24 protein-coding genes are annotated in these 21,639 nt (G+C 68.7%); 13 read left to right on the top strand and 11 right to left on the bottom strand.

The window, feature by feature from the left end; translation table 11 throughout:
• The 3 genes from JWN21_RS12325 to JWN21_RS12315 form a co-directional block, all read right to left on the bottom strand.
• Positions 1–549: DUF1013 domain-containing protein (locus JWN21_RS12325; RefSeq protein WP_299650504.1), on the bottom strand; the 549-nt coding region annotated here is incomplete at its 3' end.
• Positions 550–655: 106 nt separating this feature from the next.
• Positions 656–1,234 (bottom strand): hypothetical protein, encoded by a 579-nt coding sequence (locus JWN21_RS12320; protein ID WP_299650502.1) that lies wholly within the window; start codon positions 1,232–1,234, stop codon positions 656–658.
• A complete protein-coding gene (locus tag JWN21_RS12315; protein ID WP_299650508.1) occupies positions 1,231–2,211 on the bottom strand; it encodes an NAD(P)H-quinone oxidoreductase in 981 nt (326 codons plus the stop codon). The genes JWN21_RS12320 and JWN21_RS12315 overlap by 4 nt, the downstream gene beginning before the upstream one ends.
• A 97-nt stretch (positions 2,212–2,308) precedes the next feature.
• Here JWN21_RS12315 and JWN21_RS12310 point away from each other — a divergent pair, with 97 nt between their 5' ends.
• The 13 genes from JWN21_RS12310 (at position 2,309) to JWN21_RS12250 (ending at position 14,770) form a co-directional block, all read left to right on the top strand.
• Positions 2,309–2,497, top strand: a complete 189-nt coding sequence (locus JWN21_RS12310; protein ID WP_299650500.1) for a DUF1192 domain-containing protein — start codon at positions 2,309–2,311, stop codon at positions 2,495–2,497.
• A gap of 110 nt (positions 2,498–2,607) precedes the next feature.
• Positions 2,608–4,950 (top strand): ATP-dependent Clp protease ATP-binding subunit ClpA, encoded by a 2,343-nt coding sequence (gene clpA, locus JWN21_RS12305; protein WP_299650498.1) that lies wholly within the window; start codon positions 2,608–2,610, stop codon positions 4,948–4,950.
• Between the two features lie 135 nt (positions 4,951–5,085).
• Entirely contained in the window at positions 5,086–5,283 is a 198-nt protein-coding gene (locus JWN21_RS12300; RefSeq protein WP_299650496.1) for a hypothetical protein, read from the top strand.
• Positions 5,284–5,338: 55 nt separating this feature from the next.
• Positions 5,339–5,578: an exodeoxyribonuclease VII small subunit gene (locus tag JWN21_RS12295; protein WP_299650494.1), complete on the top strand. Its 240-nt coding sequence runs from the start codon at positions 5,339–5,341 to the stop codon at positions 5,576–5,578.
• Positions 5,579–5,628: 50 nt separating this feature from the next.
• Positions 5,629–6,495, top strand: a complete 867-nt coding sequence (locus JWN21_RS12290; RefSeq protein WP_299650506.1) for a polyprenyl synthetase family protein — start codon at positions 5,629–5,631, stop codon at positions 6,493–6,495.
• A gap of 5 nt (positions 6,496–6,500) precedes the next feature.
• Positions 6,501–7,010 carry a pantetheine-phosphate adenylyltransferase gene (gene coaD, locus JWN21_RS12285; RefSeq protein ID WP_299650492.1) on the top strand — a complete coding sequence of 170 codons (510 nt, stop codon included), beginning with the start codon at positions 6,501–6,503 and terminating at the stop codon, positions 7,008–7,010.
• A 77-nt stretch (positions 7,011–7,087) separates the two neighbouring features.
• Positions 7,088–7,804: a peptidylprolyl isomerase gene (locus JWN21_RS12280; RefSeq protein ID WP_299650490.1), complete on the top strand. Its 717-nt coding sequence runs from the start codon at positions 7,088–7,090 to the stop codon at positions 7,802–7,804.
• A 13-nt stretch (positions 7,805–7,817) separates the two neighbouring features.
• Positions 7,818–8,855 carry a tRNA preQ1(34) S-adenosylmethionine ribosyltransferase-isomerase QueA gene (gene queA / locus JWN21_RS12275; protein WP_299650488.1) on the top strand — a complete coding sequence of 346 codons (1,038 nt, stop codon included), beginning with the start codon at positions 7,818–7,820 and terminating at the stop codon, positions 8,853–8,855.
• 9 nt (positions 8,856–8,864) lie between these two features.
• A complete protein-coding gene (locus JWN21_RS12270; RefSeq protein WP_299650486.1) occupies positions 8,865–9,362 on the top strand; it encodes an EF-hand domain-containing protein in 498 nt (165 codons plus the stop codon).
• Positions 9,359–10,504: a tRNA guanosine(34) transglycosylase Tgt gene (gene tgt, locus JWN21_RS12265; protein WP_299650484.1), complete on the top strand. Its 1,146-nt coding sequence runs from the start codon at positions 9,359–9,361 to the stop codon at positions 10,502–10,504. The genes JWN21_RS12270 and tgt overlap by 4 nt, the downstream gene beginning before the upstream one ends.
• Positions 10,504–10,701 carry a hypothetical protein gene (locus JWN21_RS12260; protein WP_299650482.1) on the top strand — a complete coding sequence of 66 codons (198 nt, stop codon included), beginning with the start codon at positions 10,504–10,506 and terminating at the stop codon, positions 10,699–10,701. Before tgt ends, JWN21_RS12260 begins: the two co-directional genes overlap by 1 nt.
• Positions 10,691–13,516, top strand: a complete 2,826-nt coding sequence (locus tag JWN21_RS12255; RefSeq protein WP_299650481.1) for a pitrilysin family protein — start codon at positions 10,691–10,693, stop codon at positions 13,514–13,516. The genes JWN21_RS12260 and JWN21_RS12255 overlap by 11 nt, the downstream gene beginning before the upstream one ends.
• Before the next feature lie 231 nt (positions 13,517–13,747).
• Positions 13,748–14,770, top strand: coding sequence for a cell wall hydrolase (locus JWN21_RS12250; RefSeq protein ID WP_299650479.1), 1,023 nt, complete (start codon positions 13,748–13,750; stop codon positions 14,768–14,770).
• Positions 14,771–14,863: 93 nt separating this feature from the next.
• On the opposite strand, the gene JWN21_RS12245 is transcribed toward JWN21_RS12250, so the two are convergent.
• The 8 genes from JWN21_RS12245 to JWN21_RS12210 form a co-directional block, all read right to left on the bottom strand.
• Positions 14,864–15,601 carry a Crp/Fnr family transcriptional regulator gene (locus JWN21_RS12245; protein WP_299650477.1) on the bottom strand — a complete coding sequence of 246 codons (738 nt, stop codon included), beginning with the start codon at positions 15,599–15,601 and terminating at the stop codon, positions 14,864–14,866.
• 103 nt (positions 15,602–15,704) lie between these two features.
• Positions 15,705–16,877 carry a UV DNA damage repair endonuclease UvsE gene (uvsE, locus tag JWN21_RS12240; RefSeq protein WP_299650475.1) on the bottom strand — a complete coding sequence of 391 codons (1,173 nt, stop codon included), beginning with the start codon at positions 16,875–16,877 and terminating at the stop codon, positions 15,705–15,707.
• A complete protein-coding gene (locus JWN21_RS12235; protein ID WP_299650473.1) occupies positions 16,874–17,938 on the bottom strand; it encodes a phosphoesterase in 1,065 nt (354 codons plus the stop codon). Before JWN21_RS12235 ends, uvsE begins: the two co-directional genes overlap by 4 nt.
• A gap of 87 nt (positions 17,939–18,025) precedes the next feature.
• Entirely contained in the window at positions 18,026–18,481 is a 456-nt protein-coding gene (locus JWN21_RS12230) for a response regulator (RefSeq protein WP_299650471.1), read from the bottom strand.
• Between the two features lie 6 nt (positions 18,482–18,487).
• On the bottom strand, positions 18,488–19,471 hold the full coding sequence (locus tag JWN21_RS12225; protein ID WP_299650469.1) for an HWE histidine kinase domain-containing protein: 984 nt from the start codon (positions 19,469–19,471) through the stop codon (positions 18,488–18,490).
• Positions 19,468–19,857, bottom strand: coding sequence for a VOC family protein (locus JWN21_RS12220; protein WP_299650466.1), 390 nt, complete (start codon positions 19,855–19,857; stop codon positions 19,468–19,470). The genes JWN21_RS12225 and JWN21_RS12220 overlap by 4 nt, the downstream gene beginning before the upstream one ends.
• 39 nt (positions 19,858–19,896) lie before the next feature.
• Entirely contained in the window at positions 19,897–20,928 is a 1,032-nt protein-coding gene (locus JWN21_RS12215) for a glycosyltransferase family 4 protein (RefSeq protein WP_299650463.1), read from the bottom strand.
• Between the two features lie 138 nt (positions 20,929–21,066).
• Positions 21,067–21,639 (bottom strand): DUF3459 domain-containing protein (locus JWN21_RS12210; protein ID WP_299650460.1); only part of this gene is annotated, 573 nt, incomplete at its 5' end.

Here is a 21,639-nt window from a genome sequence, read left to right as displayed (position 1 = left end):
CAGCTTGGGGTCGAAGGTCGGCGCTTCGATGCCCGCCGCCTTCGCCGCCTCGGCAACCGCGGCAACAAGCTCGCGCTGCGTCGTCAGGCCCAGCGTCACCGGATCCTTGGGCGTGATGTTGGCCATGTTCCAGTGCGACCGGTCGCGGATTGCGGCGATGGTGGTGCGCGTGGTGCCGATCAGCAGGCCGATCTGGCCGTCGGTGATCTCCGGATGATTGCGGATGATCCAGTGAATGCCGTCCGGCTTGTCCTGGCGCTTGGAGACCGGCGTATAACGCGGCCCCTTGGTGCGACGGACCTGATCGGGTCCCTTGACCATCTGCATCCGGTATTCGGGGTCGGCCTGCGCCTTGTCGATCTCTTCCTGCGTCACCTCGTGCGCGCGGACGGGATCGCGACCGGTCAGCTTGCTGGCGGCGGTGTCGTCGGCGATCGCCTGCACCTCCAGGATGTGCAGCCCGCAGAAGTCGGCGATCTGTTCGAACGACAGGGCGGTCATGTCGACCATCCAGCTGGCGGTCGCGTGCGGCATGAGCGGCTGGGCCATGCGGGTACTCCAAATGAAAAACGGCCGCCCCTGCCCGGAGCGGCCCTGTATGGCGGATGATGTAACCCCGGACCTCGCCCGGAGCAAGCCGCGCGTGTGACAGCGGTCAGATCAACCCCAGGATCGCCCGGCGCTTCGCCTGCCAGCGAAACTCGGCCCACGCGAATACCGCCACCCCGATCGGCGCGAGCAACCCCCAGCAATGGCGCCAATAGGACCAGAGCCAGCTCCCCCAGAAGCGGCGGCCACCCGTCTGCCTGATGAGCTCGGCCTCCCCGCCTTCGCCCAGCGGCACCGCACGGTAATAACCGGGGCGGTCGAGATAGACGGTGTAGCCGCCCTCCGTCACCGCGAACATCGGCAGCCCCAGGAATGTCCACGAACGCACCCAGTAGCCGAGCTTGGGTCGTACCGTGCCGACCTCGCCCACCTTCCCCAACGCCACCGCGATCGGCGGACGCCAGTCGGTCTTGGGAAGCAGCGCTCCGGCGACAGCGGTAAAGGTCGCGAGCTGATCCTCGTGGCGATGACGGGGCACATCGGCGACAAAGGCGATGTGGGGCAGGCTCGCGAGCATCACCGGTCGGCCCGACAGCACGAAGCTACCGGCGATCAGAAAACCGACGAGGATCAGCAGCGCAAAGTGAGCTACCTGGCGTGGCGGCTCCGGCAATTCGTCGCTCAAGCGACCTCCAGCACGATCTTGCCGACATGATCGCCCGCCTCCATCCGCGCATGCGCGGCGGCCGCATCGGCGAGCGGGAAGGTGCGGTCGATCACCGGCCTCAGCCGCCCGGCCTCGACATGCGGCCAGACGGTGCGGTGCAGCTCGTCGGCGACCAGCGACTTCCACGTCACATCGCGCGGGCGCAACGTCGAGCCGGTCAGCGTCAGGCGGCGGCGCATGATCTCGAACACCGGCACGGTCGCCATCAACCCGCCCTGCACCGCGATCGAGACATGGCGGCCGTCATCCGCCAGGCATTGCATGTTGCGCGGCACATAGTCCCCGCCGACCATGTCGAGCACCGCCGCGACGCCCTTGCCGCCCGTGATCTCCTTGACGCGCGCTACGAAGTCTTCGGACCGATAGTTGATCGCATACGTCGCGCCGAGCGCCCGCGCGGCGGCGCATTTCTCGTCGGAACCGGCGGTGACGATACAGGTGACGCCGAACAGGGCGCACAGCGCGATCGCCATCGTGCCGATGCCGCTGGTGCCGCCATGGACCAGCACGGTGTCGCCCTCGGTGGCATAAGCGCGCTCGAACAGATTGGTCCACACGGTGAACAGCGTCTCGGGCAGCGCCGCCGCCTCGATCATGGTCAGCGCGTCAGGAACGGGCAGGCACTGGCCATAGGGAGCGACAGCGTATTCGGCATAGCCGCCGCCGGCCAGCAACGCGCAGACCGGCTGGCCCAACGCGACCTCGTCGACGCCCTCGCCCACCGCGACGATCTCGCCCGCCACTTCCAGACCGGGGATCGACGGGGCTCCCGGCGGCGGCGGATAGCCACCCTTGCGCTGCAGGATGTCGGGCCGGTTCACGCCGGCGGCGGCGACGCGGATCAACACCTCGCCCGCGCCCGGCCTCGGTACCGGGCGCTCGACCGCCACCAGCACCTCCGGCCCACCGGGCGCCCCGGGATCGATCGCGCGCATCGTTGCCGGCACTTGCATCACGATATCACCCTGCCCTGCCTCGACGATCCGTCCCGCGTTATTGACAGCGCCGCGCGCCCGGTCAACGCTGCTGCGCATGGAGCCCGATGAGCCCCGCGCGTCCGACCCGCTGACGCTGTTGGTCAGACAGGATCTCGATCCGCTCTCGATCGCGGAGCTGGAGGCACGGGTCGCGACGTTGGAGAGCGAGATCGCACGAGTGCGGCTCAAAATTGAACGCGTTATTAACCATAAGGCAAGTGCCGACGCGCTATTCAGACGATGAGTGTTGCGGCGGTGCCATCCGCATCGGCGCACCGCTTGATGCGGCCCCGCATCGTCCCGACATGGGATGAAACCGGTCCGCGTCCCCCGGCGGCCCGACAGGAGTAACCCATGCCCTCATTCGCCCCCGCGCTCGAGACCACGCTGCACAAGGCGCTCGAGGCCGCGTCCAGCCGCCGCCATGAATACGCAACGCTGGAACATCTGCTGCTGGCGCTGATCGACGACGAGCATGCGTCCAAGGTAATGACCGCGTGCAACGTCGAGCTGCCCGAGCTCAAGACCACGGTCGCGCACTATCTGGACACCGAACTCGATGCATTGAAGGTGCAGACGCAGACCGATCCTTCGCCGACCAGCGGCTTTCAGCGCGTCGTCCAGCGCGCGATCCTCCACGTCCAGTCGTCGGGTCGCGACGAGGTGACGGGCGCGAATGTCCTGGTGGCGCTGTTCTCGGAGCGCGAGAGCTATGCCGTCTATTTCCTGCAACAGCAGGACATGAGCCGTCTGGATGCGGTCAGCTACATCTCGCACGGCGTCGGCAAGGGCGGTTCCACCGAGACGGCCAGTCCCAAGGGTGCTGCGTCGGAGGAGGAGAAGCCTGCCAAGCCCGGTGGCAAGGACAAGGGCGAGAGCGCGCTCAAGCAGTTCTGCGTCGACCTCAACGAGAAGGCCAAGATCGGCAAGGTCGATCCGCTGATCGGCCGCATGGCCGAGGTGGACCGTACGATCCAGATCCTGTGCCGTCGGTCGAAGAACAACCCGCTCTATGTCGGCGATCCCGGCGTCGGCAAGACCGCGATCGCCGAAGGGCTGGCGCGCAAGATCGTCGAAGGCGACGTGCCTGACGTGCTGCTGCCCGCGGTGATCTATTCGCTCGACATGGGCGCGCTGCTCGCCGGCACGCGCTATCGGGGTGACTTCGAGGAGCGGCTGAAGCAGGTCGTCAACGAGCTGGAGAAGCTGCCCGACGCGGTGCTTTTCATTGACGAGATCCACACCGTCATCGGCGCGGGCGCGACCAGCGGCGGGGCGATGGACGCGTCCAACCTGCTCAAGCCGGCGCTGTCGGGCGGCACTATCCGCTGCATCGGCTCGACCACCTACAAGGAATTCCGCAACCACTTCGAGAAGGACCGCGCGCTGCTGCGCCGATTCCAGAAGATCGACGTCAACGAGCCGACAATCGAGGACACGATCAAGATCCTGGCCGGCCTGCGTTCCGCGTTCGAGGAGCATCACTCCGTCAAGTACACGCCCGATGCGATCAAGTCGGCGGTCGAGCTTTCGGCGCGCTACATCAACGACCGCAAGCTGCCGGACAAGGCGATCGACGTGATCGACGAGGTCGGCGCGATGCAGATGCTGGTGCCGCCCAACAAGCGCAAGCGCACCATCACGCCCAGGGAGATCGAGCAGGTCATCGCCACCATGGCGCGCATCCCGCCGAAGTCGGTCTCCACCGACGACAAGCGCGCGCTCGCCACGCTGGACACCGATCTGAAGCGCGTCGTGTTCGGGCAGAATGCGGCGATCGAGAAGCTGTCTTCGGCGATCAAGCTGGCGCGGGCGGGCTTGCGCGAGCCGGAGAAGCCGATCGGCAACTACCTGTTCACCGGCCCGACCGGGGTCGGCAAGACCGAGGTCGCCAAGCAGCTCGCGTCGATCATGGGCATCCCGCTTCAACGCTTCGACATGTCCGAATATATGGAGCGGCACTCAGTCTCGCGGCTGATCGGCGCGCCTCCGGGCTATGTCGGCTTCGACCAGGGCGGTCTGCTGACCGATGCGGTCGATCAGAACCCGCATTGCGTGCTGCTGCTCGACGAGATCGAGAAGGCGCATCCCGACCTGTTCAACATCCTGTTGCAGGTGATGGATAACGGCCGTCTGACCGACCAGCACGGCAAGACTGTCGACTTCCGCAACGTCATCCTGATCATGACGACCAATGCGGGCGCGTCCGACATGGCGCGCGAGACGCTCGGCTTCGGCAACCTGACCCGCGAGGGCGAGGATGAGCAGGCGGTGCAGAAGATGTTCACGCCGGAGTTCCGCAATCGCCTCGATGCGATCGTGCCGTTCGGCTACCTTCCGCCGGAAGTGGTCGCGCGGGTGGTGGACAAGTTCATCCTCCAGCTGGAGCTCCAGCTCGCCGACCGCAACGTCCACATCAACCTGGACGACGAGGCCAAGGCGTGGCTGACCGAGAAGGGCTATGACAAGCTGTACGGCGCACGGCCGATGGGCCGGCTGATCCAGGAGAAGATCAAGCAGCCGCTCGCGGAGGAGCTGCTGTTCGGCAAGCTGGTCCATGGCGGCGAGGTTACCGTCCGGCTGAAGGACGGCGCGCTGAGCTTCGCCATCGAATCCGCGCCGCCGAAGAAGCCGAAGAAGAAGGTCGCGGCACCCGCCCCGACCCAAACCGACACGGACACGACGCCCGCCGACTGACCTTGTCGTCGAGCGCGTCCGCGCCTCTCCGGTCCCCAGAGAGGCGCGGACGCCGGCGCTATCGACATCGTGGCTGTCCGATTGCCGGCGCCTCCCGGGTGGCGCTATGGTCAACGGATGCAGGGGAGCAGAATGATGATTCGTCGTCGCATCGCGGTTGGCGCCATCGCCCTAGCTTTGATCGGGGTCGGCGTGCGCCAGCCGACCGCCGACCTGCGTATCGTGACCCACGACGTCGGCGATCTGCAGCCGCACCGCGTGCAGGCGGCGATCGATCTGGGTGTGGTCGCTGTCAGACTGTTGGTCACCTGGACTGCGCGTCAGGTGCGCTAAGCCGGCGACGGGCGACTGCCTTGCCTCGCTTTCGCCCGTGCCGCATAGCGCAGGCATGGACACTCCGGTCGAGGACCTTTCCTTCGAGGACGCGCTGAAGGAGCTGGAGCAGATCGTGCATCGGCTGGAAACGGGCGAGGCCACGCTCGACGATTCGATCAAGCTCTACGAACGCGGCGACAGGCTCCGTCAGCGATGCGCGGAGCGGCTGGATCAGGCGCAGACGCGCATCGAGGCGATCCGGCTCGACGCGGAAGGCCGGCCGGCAGGCACCCGGCCCTTCGCGGCGGGCTGACGGTGGCCGCCGCCGTGCCGCTCACCTCGGCCACTCCCCTGTCGCGCGCGATGGCCGAGATCGCCGAGGTGATCGATCGCCGGTTCGATCAGTTCCTGCCGATCCCCGCCGACGCACGCGCCAACCTCTACGCCTGCATGCGCCATGCCGCGATCGGCGGAGGCAAGCGGCTGCGCCCGCTGCTGGTCTGCGCGGTGGCGGACCTGCACGCCGTCAGCCGCGAGGCGTCCGAGCGGGTCGCGGCGGCGGTGGAAGCAATCCACGTTTACTCGCTGGTTCATGACGATCTGCCCGCGATGGACGACGACGATCTTCGTCACGGCAAGCCGACCGCGCACAAGGCGTTCGGCGAGGCGACCGCGATTCTGGCGGGCGATTGTCTGCACGCGCTCGCATTCGAATGGCTGGCCGACCACGATACGCATCCCGACCCGTCGGTACGCGCCGAGCTTGTGCTGGCACTGGCGCGCGCGTCGGGGCCGATCGGCATGGCCGGCGGGCAGGCGCTCGATCTCGCCGCCGAGCGCGTGCCGATGGACCTGAACGGCGTCACCCGGCTGCAACAGATGAAGACGGGCGCGCTGATCGCGGTGGCCGTCGAGATGGGGGCGACACTGGCGCGGCTGCCCGAGCAGGGCCGCACCGGGTTGCGTGGCTATGCGCACGACCTGGGCCTCGCCTTTCAGATCGCCGACGACCTGCTCGATGCCGAGGGCGACGAGGATACTGCCGGCAAGCGACTGCGCAAGGACGCCGGCGCGGGCAAGGCGACGTTCCTGAGCCTGCTCGGCCCGGAGCGCGCACGCGAGCAATGCCGGATGCTGACGGAGCAGGCGGTGCAACACCTTCATGCCTATGGCGCGGAGGCCGATCTGCTGCGCGCACTGGCGCGTTACGTCGTCGAGCGCGACCGTTAAAGGATGTGGCGATGAGGATCGGAGTCTATCCGGGGACGTTCGACCCCGTCACGCTGGGGCATCTCTCGATCATCCGGCGTGGCGCGAAGCTGGTCGACCGGCTGATCATCGGCGTCACGACCAATCCGTCGAAGTCGCCGATGTTCACCGTAGAGGAACGGGTTGCGGCGGTGCGGCGCGAAGTGGCGGGGCTGGCCGGCGACGTACACGTGGTCACGTTCAACTCGCTGTTGATGGATTTCGCGGACCGCGAAGGCGCGTCGGTCATCATCCGGGGCCTGCGCGCCGTCGCCGATTTCGAGTATGAGTACCAGATGGCGGGGATGAACCAGCAGCTCAACGACCGTGTCGAGACCGCCTTCCTGATGGCGGACGCGGCGCTGCAGCCGATCGCGTCGAAACTGGTCAAGGAAATCGCAATGTACGGCGGCGACATCACCAAATTCGTGCCGCCGACGGTGCGCGACGAGGTGCTCGCGCGGGTGGAAGCGCTTGGCCGCAAGGGTGACAAATAGCGTCAGGATATCGTTCACCTTGGCGCAAGCGACGTTCCGCTTTAGGAAGACGCGGTCCAACACAGGTTTATTTGCCCATGCGTTTTCTCGTCGGCCTGTTCACGTTCGCGGCGGCGCTTCTGCCGGTAAGCGCCCCCGCACAGACGATCGACGTGCAGGTGCCCGGCCGCGCCGCGCCCGCCCCGTTCACCGACCCGCAGAATGTACTGGTGCTGGATCTGTCGACGGGCGGCCGCGTCACCATCTGGCTGCGGCCTGACGTGGCCCCCAAGATGGTGGAACGCGTCAGGACGCTGACGCGCCAGGGCTTCTACGACGGGCTGCCATTCCACCGGGTGATCGACGGCTTCATGGCGCAGGGCGGCGATCCCAAGGGCGACGGCACCGGCGGTTCGTCGCTGCCCAACCTGGAGGCCGAGTTCAACTATCTGCCCCATGTCCGCGGCGCGGTGTCGGCGGCGCGGGCGGACGACAAGAACAGCGCCAATTCGCAGTTCTTCATCGTCTTCCAGCCCCGGCTGGCGCTGGACAAGAAGTACACGGTGTTCGGCCGCGTGCTCGACGGCATGCAATATGTCGACGCGATCGAACGTGGCGAGCCGCCGGCAAACCCGAGCCGTATTCTCCGCGCGTATGTGCTCGCGGACAACCCGCCGCCCTACCGCGCGCCCGCGACGCTGCCGCTGCCCGCACCTGCGTCGACGCTGTTGCCGCTGCCGAGCGGCCCGGCTGCGGCGACGCCCAGGGTCGCGCCGGTCAGGGCGGTCCAGCGGAGGACGGCGCGGCGCAGATAAGCGCGCAGCGGCGATGAACGTCGACCTTTTCGATTTTGCGCTACCCCCCGAGCGTATCGCGCTGCGGCCGGCGGTTCCACGCGATGCGGCCCGGCTGCTGGTGCTGGACGCGGCGTCGACTCGTGACCGCCAGATGCGCGACCTGCCCGGGCAGCTTCGAGCAGGCGACCTGCTGGTCTTCAACGACACCCGCGTCATCCCCGCGCAGCTGGAAGGCCGGCGTGGAGCGGCGACCATCGGCGCGACGCTGCACCTGCGCGAAGGGCCGCGTCGCTGGCGTGCCTTTGTGCGCAACGGACGCAGGCTCCGCGACGGCGACCTCATCGACTTCGGCGAGGGTGTCGCCGCCACCGCAAGCGAGCGCGACGAAGATGGCAGCTGGGCACTCGACTTCGCTGGCAATGAGCCGGTGGAGACGCTGCTCGAGCGCGCCGGGCGCATGCCGCTGCCGCCCTATATCGCCGCGCGTCGGGGCGCCGATGAGGCCGACCAGGCCGACTATCAGACCATGTTCGCGGCCGAGCCCGGCGCGGTCGCCGCGCCGACGGCGGCGCTGCACTTCACACCCGAACTGATGACGGCGCTGACAGCGGCGGGAGTTGAGTACCAAACCCTGACCCTGCACGTCGGCGCGGGCACTTTCCTGCCGGTCAAGGGGCGCGACACCGCCGATCACCGCATGCATGCGGAATGGGGCCGCCTCGACGCCGCCACCGCCGACCGCCTCAATGCTACGCGCGCGGCTGGCGGCCGCGTGATCGCGGTCGGCACTACGTCGCTCCGCCTGATCGAAAGCGCATGCGGCCCTGAAGGAGAGGGGGACGGCCTTGTCCGCCCGTTCGAGGGCAACACCGCCATCTTCATCACCCCCGGCTACCGGTTTCGCGGCGTCGATGGCCTCCTCACCAACTTCCACCTGCCTCGTTCGACCCTGTTCATGCTGGTCTCGGCATTGATGGGGCGCGAACGCATGCAAGCCGCTTATGCGCATGCGATCGCGGCGGAATACCGGTTCTACAGCTACGGCGACGCGTCGCTGCTGCTGCCGTAAGGATAGCCGATGCTGCTCGCTCTTCTGCTCCAGGTCGCCACCCCGCCGGAGGTTCGCGTGCTCGGTCCGGGCAAGCCCAACGCCCAGACGCCCGCCACGCTGGTGGTGGAGCCGGCGGCGATGCTGGTCGTCGCGTGCGATGGCGATGCCGACGCGCGCACGACCCGCAGCGAACTGGACGGGTGCCTGGCCCACAGCTTGGCGAACGGCGCGTCGACATCGACCGCGCTCGGCTATCTGGAATATGCCGGGTGGCAGCGGACGTGGCTGGGCGATCAGGGGGCACTGCCCAGCCCATTCGAGGTGGATCGCGACGGTGACGGCCGGGTAACGCTCGACGAGTTGCAGGGGCATTTCGCACGCCTGTTCGCGCGCTTCGACAAGGACGCGGACGGCGCCGTCACGCGCGCGGAGGCGCTGACGATCCGCGTAACCGCCGTCGGTGGCGGGCGCCAGCCCAAGCGCCAGGGCGACCGCATCCCGCGCCAACGTCCCGAACCCGAATGACCCCTCCCCGCTTCGCCTTCACCATCCACGCGACCGATGGCCGCGCGCGTACCGGCGCGATCGCGATGCGGCGCGGAGTGATCCGCACGCCGGCGTTCATGCCGGTCGGCACTGCCGCGACCGTAAAGGCGATGAAGCCGGGCGATGTCGCCGCTGCCGGCGCGGACATCATCCTGGGCAACACCTATCACCTGATGCTGCGCCCGGGCGCGGAGCGGGTGGCGCGGCTGGGCGGCCTCCACGCGCTGATGGGGTGGTCGCGGCCGATCCTGACCGATTCCGGCGGCTATCAGGTGATGAGCCTCGCCGACCTGACCAAGCGATCAGAGGACGGCGTGTCGTTCAGGTCGCACCTTGATGGCTCGCGCCACCTGCTCAGCCCGGAACGGTCGATCGAGATCCAGCGGCTGCTCGGCTCCGACATCGTCATGGCGTTCGACGAGCTGGTGCCGACCACTTCGACCCCCGACGTGCAGGCCGCCGCCATGGAACGGTCGATGCGGTGGGCGCGGCGGTCGCGGTCGGCGTTCGACGCGGGCGGCGAGCATGCGTCGGGCGCGGCGCTGTTCGGCATCCAGCAGGGTGCCCTCGATCAGCGCCTGCGGCAGGCATCGGCGGACGCGCTGATCGACACCGGCTTCGACGGCTATGCGATCGGCGGGCTGGCGGTCGGTGAGGGGCAAGAGGCGATGTTCGCCTGTCTGGATTTTGCGCCCGGTCAGCTACCCGCCGACCAGCCCCGCTACCTGATGGGCGTCGGCAAGCCGACCGACATCGTCGGCGCGGTCGAGCGTGGCGTCGACATGTTCGACTGCGTTCTCCCCACCCGTTCCGGCCGCACCGGGCAGGCGTTCACGCGGGCCGGGCCGCTCAACCTGCGCAACGCGCGCTTCGCCGAGGATCAGGCACCGCTGGACGCCGAGTGCCGCTGCCCGGTGTGCGCGACATGGTCCCGCGCCTATCTCCATCATCTCGTCCGCGCCGGGGAAATTCTTGGCGCGATGTTGATGACCGAGCACAATATCTGGTTCTACGAAACGCTTATGGCCGATCTGCGCGCAGCGATCGGCGAGCAGCGGCTGACGGCGTTCGCCAACGCCTTCCGCAGTCGCTATGCGGGCGAGAGAAAAGAGGCGACCTGATGCACGACACCCCCGCCAAGCCAGACGAGGCGCCCAACGAAATTCTCGCCGAAGTGCAGGCGCATGCCCGCGTCGCCGAACAGGCGATCCGCGACAAGACCAAGAGCTGGCCGCTGGCGAAGATCGGCCTGGCTGCGGGCATCGGCTCGGCCGCGGTCGCGGCGGCGGTGCTGTACGCGCGGCGACGTGACGACTGACGCCATGCTGACCCGCTTTATCGCCCCGCTCGCGCTCGTCGCGGCCGCTCCTGGCCTCGCCCAGCCCGCCGCGCCCGCACCTGCGGTGAAGCCGATCGCCTATACGCAACGCACGCTCGCCAACGGACTGCGCGTGTTCGCGATCCGCGACACGGGCACCAGCAACGTGTCGGTGCAGGTGTGGTATCATGTCGGGTCCAAGGACGATCCGGCCGGCCGCTCGGGCTTCGCGCATCTGTTCGAACACCTGATGTTCAAGGCGACGCGCAATCTGCGCCCCGAGCAGATGGATCGACTGACCGAGGACGTCGGTGGGTACAACAATGCGTCCACCGGGGACGACTACACCAACTATTACGAGGTAGTGCCCGCCAACCACCTGCAGCGCATCCTGTGGGCGGAAGCGGATCGGATGGCGACGCTGGTGGTGGAGCCGACCGGCTTCGCATCGGAGCGCGACGTGGTGAAGGAAGAGCTGCGCCAGAACACGCTCGCGCGGCCGTACGGCCAGCTGCTGAGCCTCGCCTATCCGCAGGTGAGCTACTCCGTGCACCCCTATGCGCGGCCGGGGATCGGCTCGCTCGCCGACCTGCAGGCGGCGTCGATCGCCGACGTGCGCGCGTTCCATGCGACCTTCTACCGGCCCGACAATGCGGTGCTGGTGGTCGCGGGCAATTACGATCCGGCGCAACTGGATCGTTGGATCGACAGCTATTTCGGCAGGATCGTGCGTCCCTCCGCGCCAATCCCTCGCGTCACCGTGGCCGAGCCGCCCCGCACCGCTGCGATCACGCGCACGGTGTACGCCGCCAACACCCCGCTGCCAGCACTGCTGATGAGCTGGCACGTGCCGCCCGACCGGCACCCGGACGTGGCCGCGCTGACCGTGCTGAACGCGGTGCTGTCGTCGGGCGAGAGCGCGCGGCTGAACCAGGCGCTGGTCTATCGCGACGGCGTGGCCCAGTCGGCGGCCAGCTTTCTCGATACCCGCGAGAGCATCGGCAATCTCGTCACTTATGCGGTGCTGGCGGGCGGCAAGACCGTCGCGGCGGGCGAGGCGGCGCTGCGGCGTGAGATCGCGCGCCTGCGCGACACGTCGGTGAGCGTTGCCGAACTGGAGCGCGCGCGCAACCAGATCCTGACGGGCGTGCTCAAGAGCCGGGAAACGGCGGAAGGGCGCGGCATGGCGCTCGCCGCCGCCGTTCTGATCGACGGCGATCCGCGTGCCGCCGACCAGCAGCTTGCCGACATTGCGCGGGTCACGGCGGCCGATGTGCAGCGCGTCGCACGCCGCTACCTGCGCGTCGAACAGGCGGCGACGATCCGCTATCTGCCGGCCGAGCAGCGTCCTGCCGGGGCGAAGGACGAAGTAACGCTGGCCCCCACCGTCCGCGTTGCGCCGCTTGCCGTTCCCGCCCCGCTCGCGGCGATGACACCGGCGGTGAACCCCGCGCAACCGCCTGCACCCGCTCCGCCGCTGACCGCGACGCTGCCGCAGCCCGTCGAGACGCGGCTCGCCAATGGCTTGCGCGTAGTCACCGTCGAGCGGCGCGGGGTGCCGCTGGTCACCGCTGCACTGGTAGCGAGCGGGGGTGCGGCGACCGACCCCGCCGATCGCGCAGGCGCGAGCAGCCTTGCCGCCGACCTGCTGACCAAGGGCACGACCACGCGCTCGGCGACGAAGATCGCGGAAGAAGTAGAGGCGCTGGGCGGCTCGATCGAGGCGAGCGCTGATCGCGACGGCGCGTCGATCGAGCTGACGGTCAAGGCGGACCAGCTGGCGGCGGGGATGGCGGTACTCGCCGATGTCGCGCAGCGGCCGGCCTTCGCGCCCGCCGAGATCGAACGCGCGCGGACGCAGGCGATCGACGCAGCGACGGTGCAGCTCGCCGATCCGGGCAGCCTCGCCGGGCTGGTGGCGAGCCGCGCGGTGTTCGGATCGCACCCCTACGGCGCGCCGCTGGCGGGTACGCCCGCGTCGCTCAAGGCGATCGACGCTGCCGATCTGCGCCGCGCCTGGGCCGGCACGTTCCGCCCTGATCAGGCGACGCTGCTACTGGTCGGGGAGGTCACACCGGCGCAGTCCGCGCGCCTGGCGGAGCAGTTGTTCGGCGGCTGGCGCGCAGGCCCGCGCCCGCCGGAGACTGTTATCAACATGCCGGCTGTCCGCCCCCGCGTGATCGCGATCGACATGCCGGGCGCGGCGCAGGCGGCGGTCGTCGTCGCGCGGCCGGGCATCGCGCGCGCTTCCGATCGCTACTATCCGCTACTCGTCGCCAATTCGGTGCTCGGCGGCGGCTATTCGGCGCGGCTGAACCAGGAGATCCGCATCAAGCGCGGACTGTCCTATGGCGCCAACAGCAGCGTCGCGGCGCGGCGCGGCGGCGGGTCGCTGACCGCGCGGACGCAGACCAAGAACGAGACGGCGGCAGAGGCGGCGCAGCTGCTCGCGGCGGAGATGGGCCGGCTGGGCAGCGCACCGATCGCGGCGGCGGAGCTGGAGACGCGCAAGGCCGCGACGCTTGGCGAGTTCGGCCGGGCGATCGAGACCACCGACGGCGTGGCGGGCATCCTGGGCGGGTACATCCTGCAAGGCGTGCCGCTGGACGAGCTCGGCCGCTATGCCGGCGCGGTGCAGGCGGTCGGCGCGGACGCGGCGCGCGACGCGGCGGTGGCGCTGGCCGATCCGGCGGCTGCGAGCGTGGTCGTGGTGGGCGATGCGAAGCTGTTACTGCCAGCGTTGCGCAAGGCCTATCCGCAGGTGGAGGTGATCCCGGTGGCGGCGCTGAAGCTGGATGGGGCGGGGTTGCGGTAGGCTCAATCCTCGCCCTTCACGGGGAGGTGGCGCGCGAGCTTGCTCGCGTGACGGAGGGGGTGGGCTACGGGTGGTTGCTCGCGGAGAGCCCCTTCCGTCGGCCGCTTCGCGCCTGCCACCTCCCCGCAAACGAGGGGATTTAAGTCTTCACGCGCTTGATCCCTGTCCCAGCTCGGGACGCTACCTAATCCGCCCGCGAAATCTTCACCGCTCCCCGCTATGTGCGCGGCCATGCGGCTTCCCGACCACCCCCTGCTGCGCGGCGCCCTGGTGGCCGTCCTCGCCACGCTTGGCGTAACGGGCGCGATGGCGACCAACTCCGCCTGGCAGGCCGTGGCGGATCATACGCCGGTGGTGCAGACCGTGCCCGCAGCGGTGGCCTATGACACCGCCGATCATTTCCCCGGTGCGGCGTTGCTGTACCTGGAGGACGCGCCCGCCCCCGCCCTTGGGCAATCACAACCCGGCGTGACCGGATCGGTCGAGCTGCCCCCCCTGCCCGTGCCGATCGCCACCGCGCTGGCCATGACGGCGGCCGAGCAGGGCGTGACGCCGGCGCGGCCCTTCATGATGGCGGCGGCGAGCGGGGTAGACCGCGCGCGCGCGATGCAGTGCCTGACCGACGCGATCTACTATGAGGCGGCGAGCGAGAGCGACGACGGCCAGCGCGCGGTGGCGCAGGTGATCCTCAATCGGGCCCGTCATCCGGCCTTTCCGGCGACGGTGTGCGGCGTGATCTATCAGGGCTCGGGCGGACGGGTGTGCCAATTCTCCTATGCCTGCGACGGAGCGATGGCGCGGGTGCCGTCGCGCACCGGCTGGGCGCGCGCGGCGCGGCACGCGGCGGCGGCGCTGGGCGGCTATGTCCACGCGCCCGTCGGGCTCGCGACGCATTACCACACCTATGCGGTGACGCCGTCGTGGAACCGCACGCTGGTGATGACCGACGTGATCGGGGCACACTTTTTTCACCGATGGAAGGGTTATTGGGGGACACAGGGCGCGTTCACGCAACGTTATCCCGGCGGCGAGCCGTTCCCCGGGCCGCTGGCGAAGATCGCTCCGCCGATGATGGCCGCGACCGACGCCGTCGTCCCGCTGTCGATCCCGGTGGTGTCGACGACCGCGACGGCGATGATCCAGCCCGCATATCGGCAGGTCAGTGTCGCCGCTCCAGCCGCCGCCGCCGATGACAAGCTGCCACCAGCATCGCAGGTGCTGGACAAGTGGAAGGACTCGGGGAAGCCGTTGTAGCGGTAACACGCTGCCAGGCAGTCACGGGCGTAAATCCCGTGACGTCGACGGGTAGGCTCCCCTACCCGCCGGCCGGCTAGGGGCGTGCGCGCGTCAGGCTTCCGGCGCGGAAATCCAGTCCGTCTCGATCACGCCGTGCCGGTCGACAAACCCCGTCATCTCGATCAGCTCCGCTTCTGCCTTGAGCCGGACGCGGCGGCCGCGCCGTTCGATCAGCTCGCGGCGCTCCATATCGCCCAGCGTGCGGCTGACATGGACCTTTGTCAGTCCCACCGCGTCACCGATGTCCTGTTGCGTCAGCGGCAAGTCGAACGAGTCGATCACGCCGCCCGCTGTGACGCGGAGCCGCGCGATGATGTCGAGCAGCAGCAGCGACAGCCGCTCGATCGCGCCCATCCGGCCGATCGACGTCAGCCGGTCGCCCATCGCGACGTAATCGGCGGCCGAGATCGCATAGAGAGCGCCGGCGATGCGCGGCTGTGCCCGGAACAGCCGACCCAGCGACGCCTTGGGCAGTTCGGAAACGATGCAATCCGACACCGCCGTCACCGTGTTGGTGGCGAGGCTCCATGCGATCGACGAGGTGCCGACCAGGTCGCCGGCATAGTGGAACCCGACGATCTGCCGCCCGCCATTGACCAGCCGCCGCGCGGAATGGACCCAGCCCTGCTGCACCACGTAGAGCATGTCGTTGGGCCGATCCTGCTCCATGAGCAGCTGGCCGGGCGTAAAGCGCAGTTCGTGCCGTTGCAGGTCGTCCAGTGCCTCCCGCTCGTCGTCGGTCAACGCAAGGTGCTGCTCCATCCGGGTCACCAGCGCCGCGCGCCGCATGCGTCCACTCCCCTCGCCCAACGACCGTCGCCGTACGTCGTCATTGTACCGGGTGGCGTTCCGGGCTTGCAAGCCTGGCCTATCGGGCATGAACCTACCTCACCTATTCCGCGGCAAGCTGCAAGGTTTCGTCCGGCGCGGCACCCTCGTCGACATCCTGCTCGTCTTCCGCCGCGACGCCCTGCTCCAGCCGCGCCTCGTCGGCGGCAAGCTGCGCGGCATCGGCGGCGGTGATGCCGAACCGCGCGGCCACGTCCGGCGCAAAGCGCAGCAGATCCGGGCGCAGCCGCAGCAGCGACAGGTCCTTGGACTTGCCCTCCATCATCACGTCGAAGTCGAGGCCGTGCGCCATGCGCATGAAGGTGGCGAACTCGAACGGGTTGGTGAAATCGGAATGGCCCGTCCAGATCGGCGGGCGCAGCACAGTCTTCACGCGAGCAGTAGCCTTGACGGGTGCCTTGAGCAGCTCGCCCTTTTTCGGGCGCGCGGTGCCGGCCTTCGCGGCGGTGCGCTGCTTGACCGTAATCTTCTGCTTCACCTCGCGCAGCTCGGTACGGGGACTGGAGAAGTGGATTTTCGGGCGGACCCCGGCCGGCCAGCTCGCCACAAACTTCTCCAGTGTGTCGCGCATGTCCAGGCGCTCGTGGTTGAGGCACCAGAAATGCTGATAGTCGAAGATCAAACGGACGCCGGTGCGCTCGTGGAGCCACAGGACGTCGGCGGCATCGAAACGGATGTCGTCATTCTCGAGCACCAGCCGGCGGCGGACATGCTCGGGGCATCGCTCCCAGCCGGCGATCCAGCGCGCGCGCGAGGCGTCGCGGTCGTCATAGACACCGCCGACATGGGTCACCATCACCGCCTCGTCGTCCAGCCCCATTCGGTCGAGCATCTCCGCCTGACTAGCAAGGTCCCAGATGCTCTTGCGCGTCAGCTCCGGGTCGGGCGAGTTGAGCAGGATATATTGCGACGGGTGGAACGACAGCCGGATGTCGAGCGCCATCGCCTTGGCGCCGAACGCCGCCAGCTCGGCGTCGCTGTCCGCCACCATGGAATGAAACTGCGGCATGTCGGGATGCGTCGCGTAGGGCGCGATGTCGGACGACAGCCGGTACATGTCGAGCTTCTCGGCGGCGAGATAATCGAGCACCGGATCGAGCAGCTCCAGCGAGCATTTGAGGTGCGGGTTCTTCTGCCAGCGTCGCGTGTCCTGCGTCTTCAGCCCGGCCCGGCCCATGACCTTGACCGGAAAACCGAGGCGTAAGGGTCTTGTCATGCGGGCACCTGTTCGTCGGGAAAGCCGATGCCGGCCACGAAGGCGTTCCAGTCGGCGGGGCGCAGCGCGCCGCCGGTCGCCTGCGCGTGGCCGTTGCCGTAGCGACCGTCCGCGCCGGGGGGACGGTGGCGGGCGAGATAATCGACCAGGTTCTCGCCCCTCGCCGAGCGCGCGGCGAAGTGGATCCAGCCGTCGCGGTAGCCGGTGTTGGCGGCGAGCACGATCTTGTCCTTCAGCCGACCGCGCCATTGCTGCGCGATCAGCGGGTGGATCTGCTGGGCCGCATGGAAGCGGATCAGCGCGACCTCGCCGCGCACTTTCGGTGCAACGCGACGGGCGCTTTCGATCGCCTCGCGGACCTCTGCCTTTGCAGCGAGCAGCGCGTCGCGGTCGGCACTCGGCTCCTTCGTGATCGCCTTGGGACCATGGGCGGTCAGCAGCAGGCGCAACGCGGGACCGGCGTCGCACGCGGCGGTGCGACGCGGTGCGTTGACGAGGCTGGTGGCGTCGCGAAGCGCGGTCTTGCCCCAGCGGGCCCGCGCTTCGGTCAGTTCGGGAAAGGCCGCCTCGTCGGCCATGTCGCCCATCAGGCCTAGCGCGGCGAGCCATTGCAGGTCCGCCTGGTCGCCCAGCGCCGCCGCCGCCCACCAGGCGAGCAGCGCGGTCGTCGGCTCGGGCGACAGGCCGTTGCCGCTGATGGTGGTCGCCCCGACTGGCAAGCCGGTGGGCAGGTGGTGGTCGATGACTACAGTCGGCGTGCCGGGGAGAACCGGTTCGGGTCGGGTGCCCAGATCGGCGACGATCAGACCGCCCGGAGAACCCAGCGTACCTGCGAAGCCTTCATCCCACGGCGACTCACCCTTGCCCGTGACGCGCGGCTCGACCTGCCACCCTGCCCCGCGCAGCGCGCGCACGAGGATGGCGATCGCCGACATTCCGTCAGCATCGAAATGACCCAGCACGGTGATCGGCCGGCCACGATCGATGCCGGCCAGCGCGGCCGCGAATGCCTCGCGGGCAGCGTGGCGCGGATCGGTGTCGAGGGAAAGAGCGCCGATCATCGCCTCCCAACGAGCGATGGGGCGGCTGGGTCCGCGCTTATGCCGGCGCCACTGCTTCTGCGTACCCCGGCGATGATCTCGGTAACGTCAGTGCGCGGCCATGATCGCCTGACGAATCGCGCGCCGCAGTTCGTCGGGGCTGACCGGCTTGGCGAGCACCACCGCGCCTGGTACTTCGCGATCTATCCGTGCTCGTGCCTCCCCACTTGCATGGCCGGTGACGAAGACGACGCTGGCGGCCGCGCGCGCCAGCATGGCGACGGTTGCGGCGACGCCATCCATGCACGCCGGTCCCAGATTGATGTCCGACACGATCAGCCGCGGCGCAACCGCCGCCGACTGCACCAAGGCGGCCTCGCCGCTCGCGGCGATCGCGATGCGCGCAAAGCCCATGTCGTCGAGCAGGCTTTCCATCGTCCACGCGATCATCGCCTCATCCTCGACGATCAAGACAGGCGCGGCGAGCAGGTCAGCGGGCAGGTCGTCGGCGGCTCCGCCCGGACGGGCGGGAGGCGAGGGTCTGCCGATATGAAAATGCAGCATGCGCGCCTATTCCTCCGCCTCGACGGCGAAGGTCAAGTGAAAGGTGAGGCCATCCGGCCGCCAGTCGGTGCTGGTGGTACCGCGCAGCTCGTGTCCGACGCTGATCGCGATCATCTTGGAACCGAAGCCGCGATGCGTCGGCGCCCGCACGCCGTCCAGCCCGCTCTCGACCCATTCCATCGCCACCTGCCCGTCGGCGACTGCCCAGACCAGCGTCACCCGACCTTCGGGACGGGACAGTGCGCCGTACTTGATCGCGTTGGCCGTCAGCTCGTGCAGGATCATGCTGACGCTCAGCAGCTGGCGCGGGCTCAGCAGCACGTCGGGTCCGGAGACGCTCGCCTGCAGGTGCGGCTCCACCAGCTCGCGCACCAGCGAGCCGAGCGGCGCGCGCTGCCAGGTGGCGGCGGTCAGCACCTCGTGCGCGCGTGCGAGGCTGGCGAGCCGACCGCGAAACGCTTCTTCGAACGCCACGAGTGTCGGACTGGTGCGTGCGGTCTGGTGCGCGATGCCGGAGACCACGCCCAGCAGGTTCTTCACCCGGTGGTTGAGCTCGCCGATCATCAATTCCTGCTGCCGCGCGGCATCGCGACGATCTGAGATGTCGCGCAGGAAGCCCAGGAATACGGGTTCGCCGAACTGCTCGGTACGGGTGACCGACAACTCCACGGGCAGCTCTCGACCATCGCAATGGACCGCCGTCAGCTCCAGATGCTTGTCCAGCGCCGGTCCGTGGCCGGTCGCCAGAAAATGCTCCAGGCCGCGATCGTGCGCCGCCCGGTATTGCGGCGCGATGATGAGTTCGCTGACGCGCCGCCCGCGTGCCTCGGCAAAGCTCCAGCCGAAGGTTCGTTCCGCCACATCATTCCAGCCCGCGACCGTCCCGTCGACACGCATCACCACCACCGCGTCGAGTGCCGTACGCAGCACGGCACCCAGGCTGGCGCTGGCGAGCGCGTGCATCGCGGCGCCGGGAGCGGCCGCGGTCACGCCGGTTTGGGCATCCGGTGCATGGCGCACAGCTTGTTGCCATCGGGGTCGCGCAGATAGGCCAGATACAGGCTGCCGAAAGCGTTGGAGCGCACCCCGGGCGGATCCTCGATCGCCGTTCCTCCGGCAGCAATGCCGGCCTCGTGCCAGGCATGCGCCTGTTCGGGTCCATCGACCGCGAAGCCGATCGTGCCGCCGTTCGCGTGCGTCGCGGGCTGGCCGTCGATCGGCGGCGTGACCAGAAACATGGAGCCGGCATGCGCGTACATCAACCGTCCCTTGTCGTCCTGCCGGCCGGGCCTGCCGCCGATCGACCCGAACAGCGCGTCGTAGAACCGCTTGGACCGGTCGACGTCGTTGGTCCCCACCATCATGTGACTGAACATCAGCTTCTCTCCCGTTCGTCGATGCGACCGTCAGGGCCGCTACTCACCCGATGGATGTATCTCCCCGGCCAGGATGCGGTTGTAAAGCGTCAGATAGTCGGCGGTCATCCGCTCGACGCCGAACCGGCGCTGCGCGGCCTCAAGGCAGGCACGGCGATCGATCTCGCCGATCCGCCCGATCGCGGCGACCGCCTCGTCGAACCCGTCGACCAGGAAACCGGTGACGCCGTCCTCGATCAGCTCGGACATCGAGCCGCGGTTGTACGCTATCACCGGCGTGCCGCACGCCATCGCCTCCACCACCGACAGCCCGAACGGCTCGTCGAACCCGATCAGGTGGAGCAGCGCCTTCGCCCCGCCCAAGGTTCGAGCGCGATCCGCCCCGCCGACTACGCCCAGATGGACGACACGGTCGCCGTCGACGAACGGCAGCACCTCGCGCTCGTGATAACCGGCGTCCTGCACCAGCCCGGCCATCACCAGCCGGTGCCCGGTCGCGCGCGCCGCGCGGATCGCCTCGCCCGCACCCTTGTCTGGGTGGATGCGACCGAAGAACAGCAGGTCGTCGCTGCCGACCGGGTCGAACGTGAAGTCGTCGAGCCGGATGCCGTGATGGATGGTGGCGGCATAGTGGAGGTCAGGATGCCGGTCGGCTTCGCTGATCGCGACGAAATGTACCCGGTCGTCGTAGGCTTTGTACGCAGGCAGGATGCGGTCGGAGCCAAAACCGTGGATGGTGGTGACGACTGGCGTGTCGACCAGTCGCGAAAAGGCCAGCGGCACGAAATCGGCCTGGTTGTGGATCAGGTCGAACTCGCCCGCACGCTCGAAGACATGCGCGACGTGCAATGCCTCCCACACTTTCGCGTCGAGCGTGGGGTCCTCGGAATAGGCGTGCGGCACCACGCCCGCGAGCGTGCCGGCGGTGTGCGAGTCCTGCGTGGCGAAGAGCGTGACGTCGATGCCGCTGGCGACCAGGCCCTCGGTCAGAAGGCTGGTGACGAGCTCCCATGGACCATAGCCCGCGGGGGGCGTGCGCCAGGAGATCGGGGCGAGCATGGCGATCTTCATGGTGCGGAGCTTACGTTTGGCGGCAACGTCGCGCCACTACTTCCCTCTCCCCTTCAGGGGAGAGGGAGAGACGCCGAAGGCGGCGAGGGAGAGCAGTGCAATGCGGCTAGTCAGTCGCACTGCCCTCTCCCGCCTCCGCTATCGCGTCGGCACCCTCTCCCCTGAAGGAGAGAGGGAAATCACCGCGCCCTCATTCGGCCGCAGCACATCTCCCTCACCCGTGCTCAGCGTCGACAGCAGCACCCTGCCCTCTTCGCCGCCCGGCACGGCCCGCTCGCGTGACCCCAGGTTCAGCGCCACCAGCACGCGCTCTTCGCCATGCCGCCGCTCATAGGCGAGCACATCCTCCTCCGCCTCGACCAACGCCAGGCTCCCGATCGACAGCGCCGCGCTCGCTCGCCGCAGCTTGAGCAGCGCACGATGGAGCGACAGCATCGACGCGGGGTCGCCAACCTGCGCGGCGACGTTGCGCGTCCGCCAATCTGCGTGCAGCGGCAGCCACGGGTTTGCCGCCGAGAAGCCGGCGTTCGGGAACGCATCCCACGCCATCGGCGTGCGCGCCGGATCGCGGCCGAGGCCGATGCCGGGCTGGCGCAGCTCGCGCGGGTCCTGGACACGGTCTGGCCTCACCTCGACCAGGCCGATGCCCAGTTCGTCGCCCTGATACAGCGTCGGCGTGCCGCGCAGCGTCAGCAGCAGCATGGCGGCAAC

The organism is Sphingomonas bacterium, assembly GCF_028292945.1.
Lineage (GTDB): Bacteria > Pseudomonadota > Alphaproteobacteria > Sphingomonadales > Sphingomonadaceae > Sphingomonas.
This window is presented reverse-complemented; position numbering and strand designations above follow the sequence as displayed.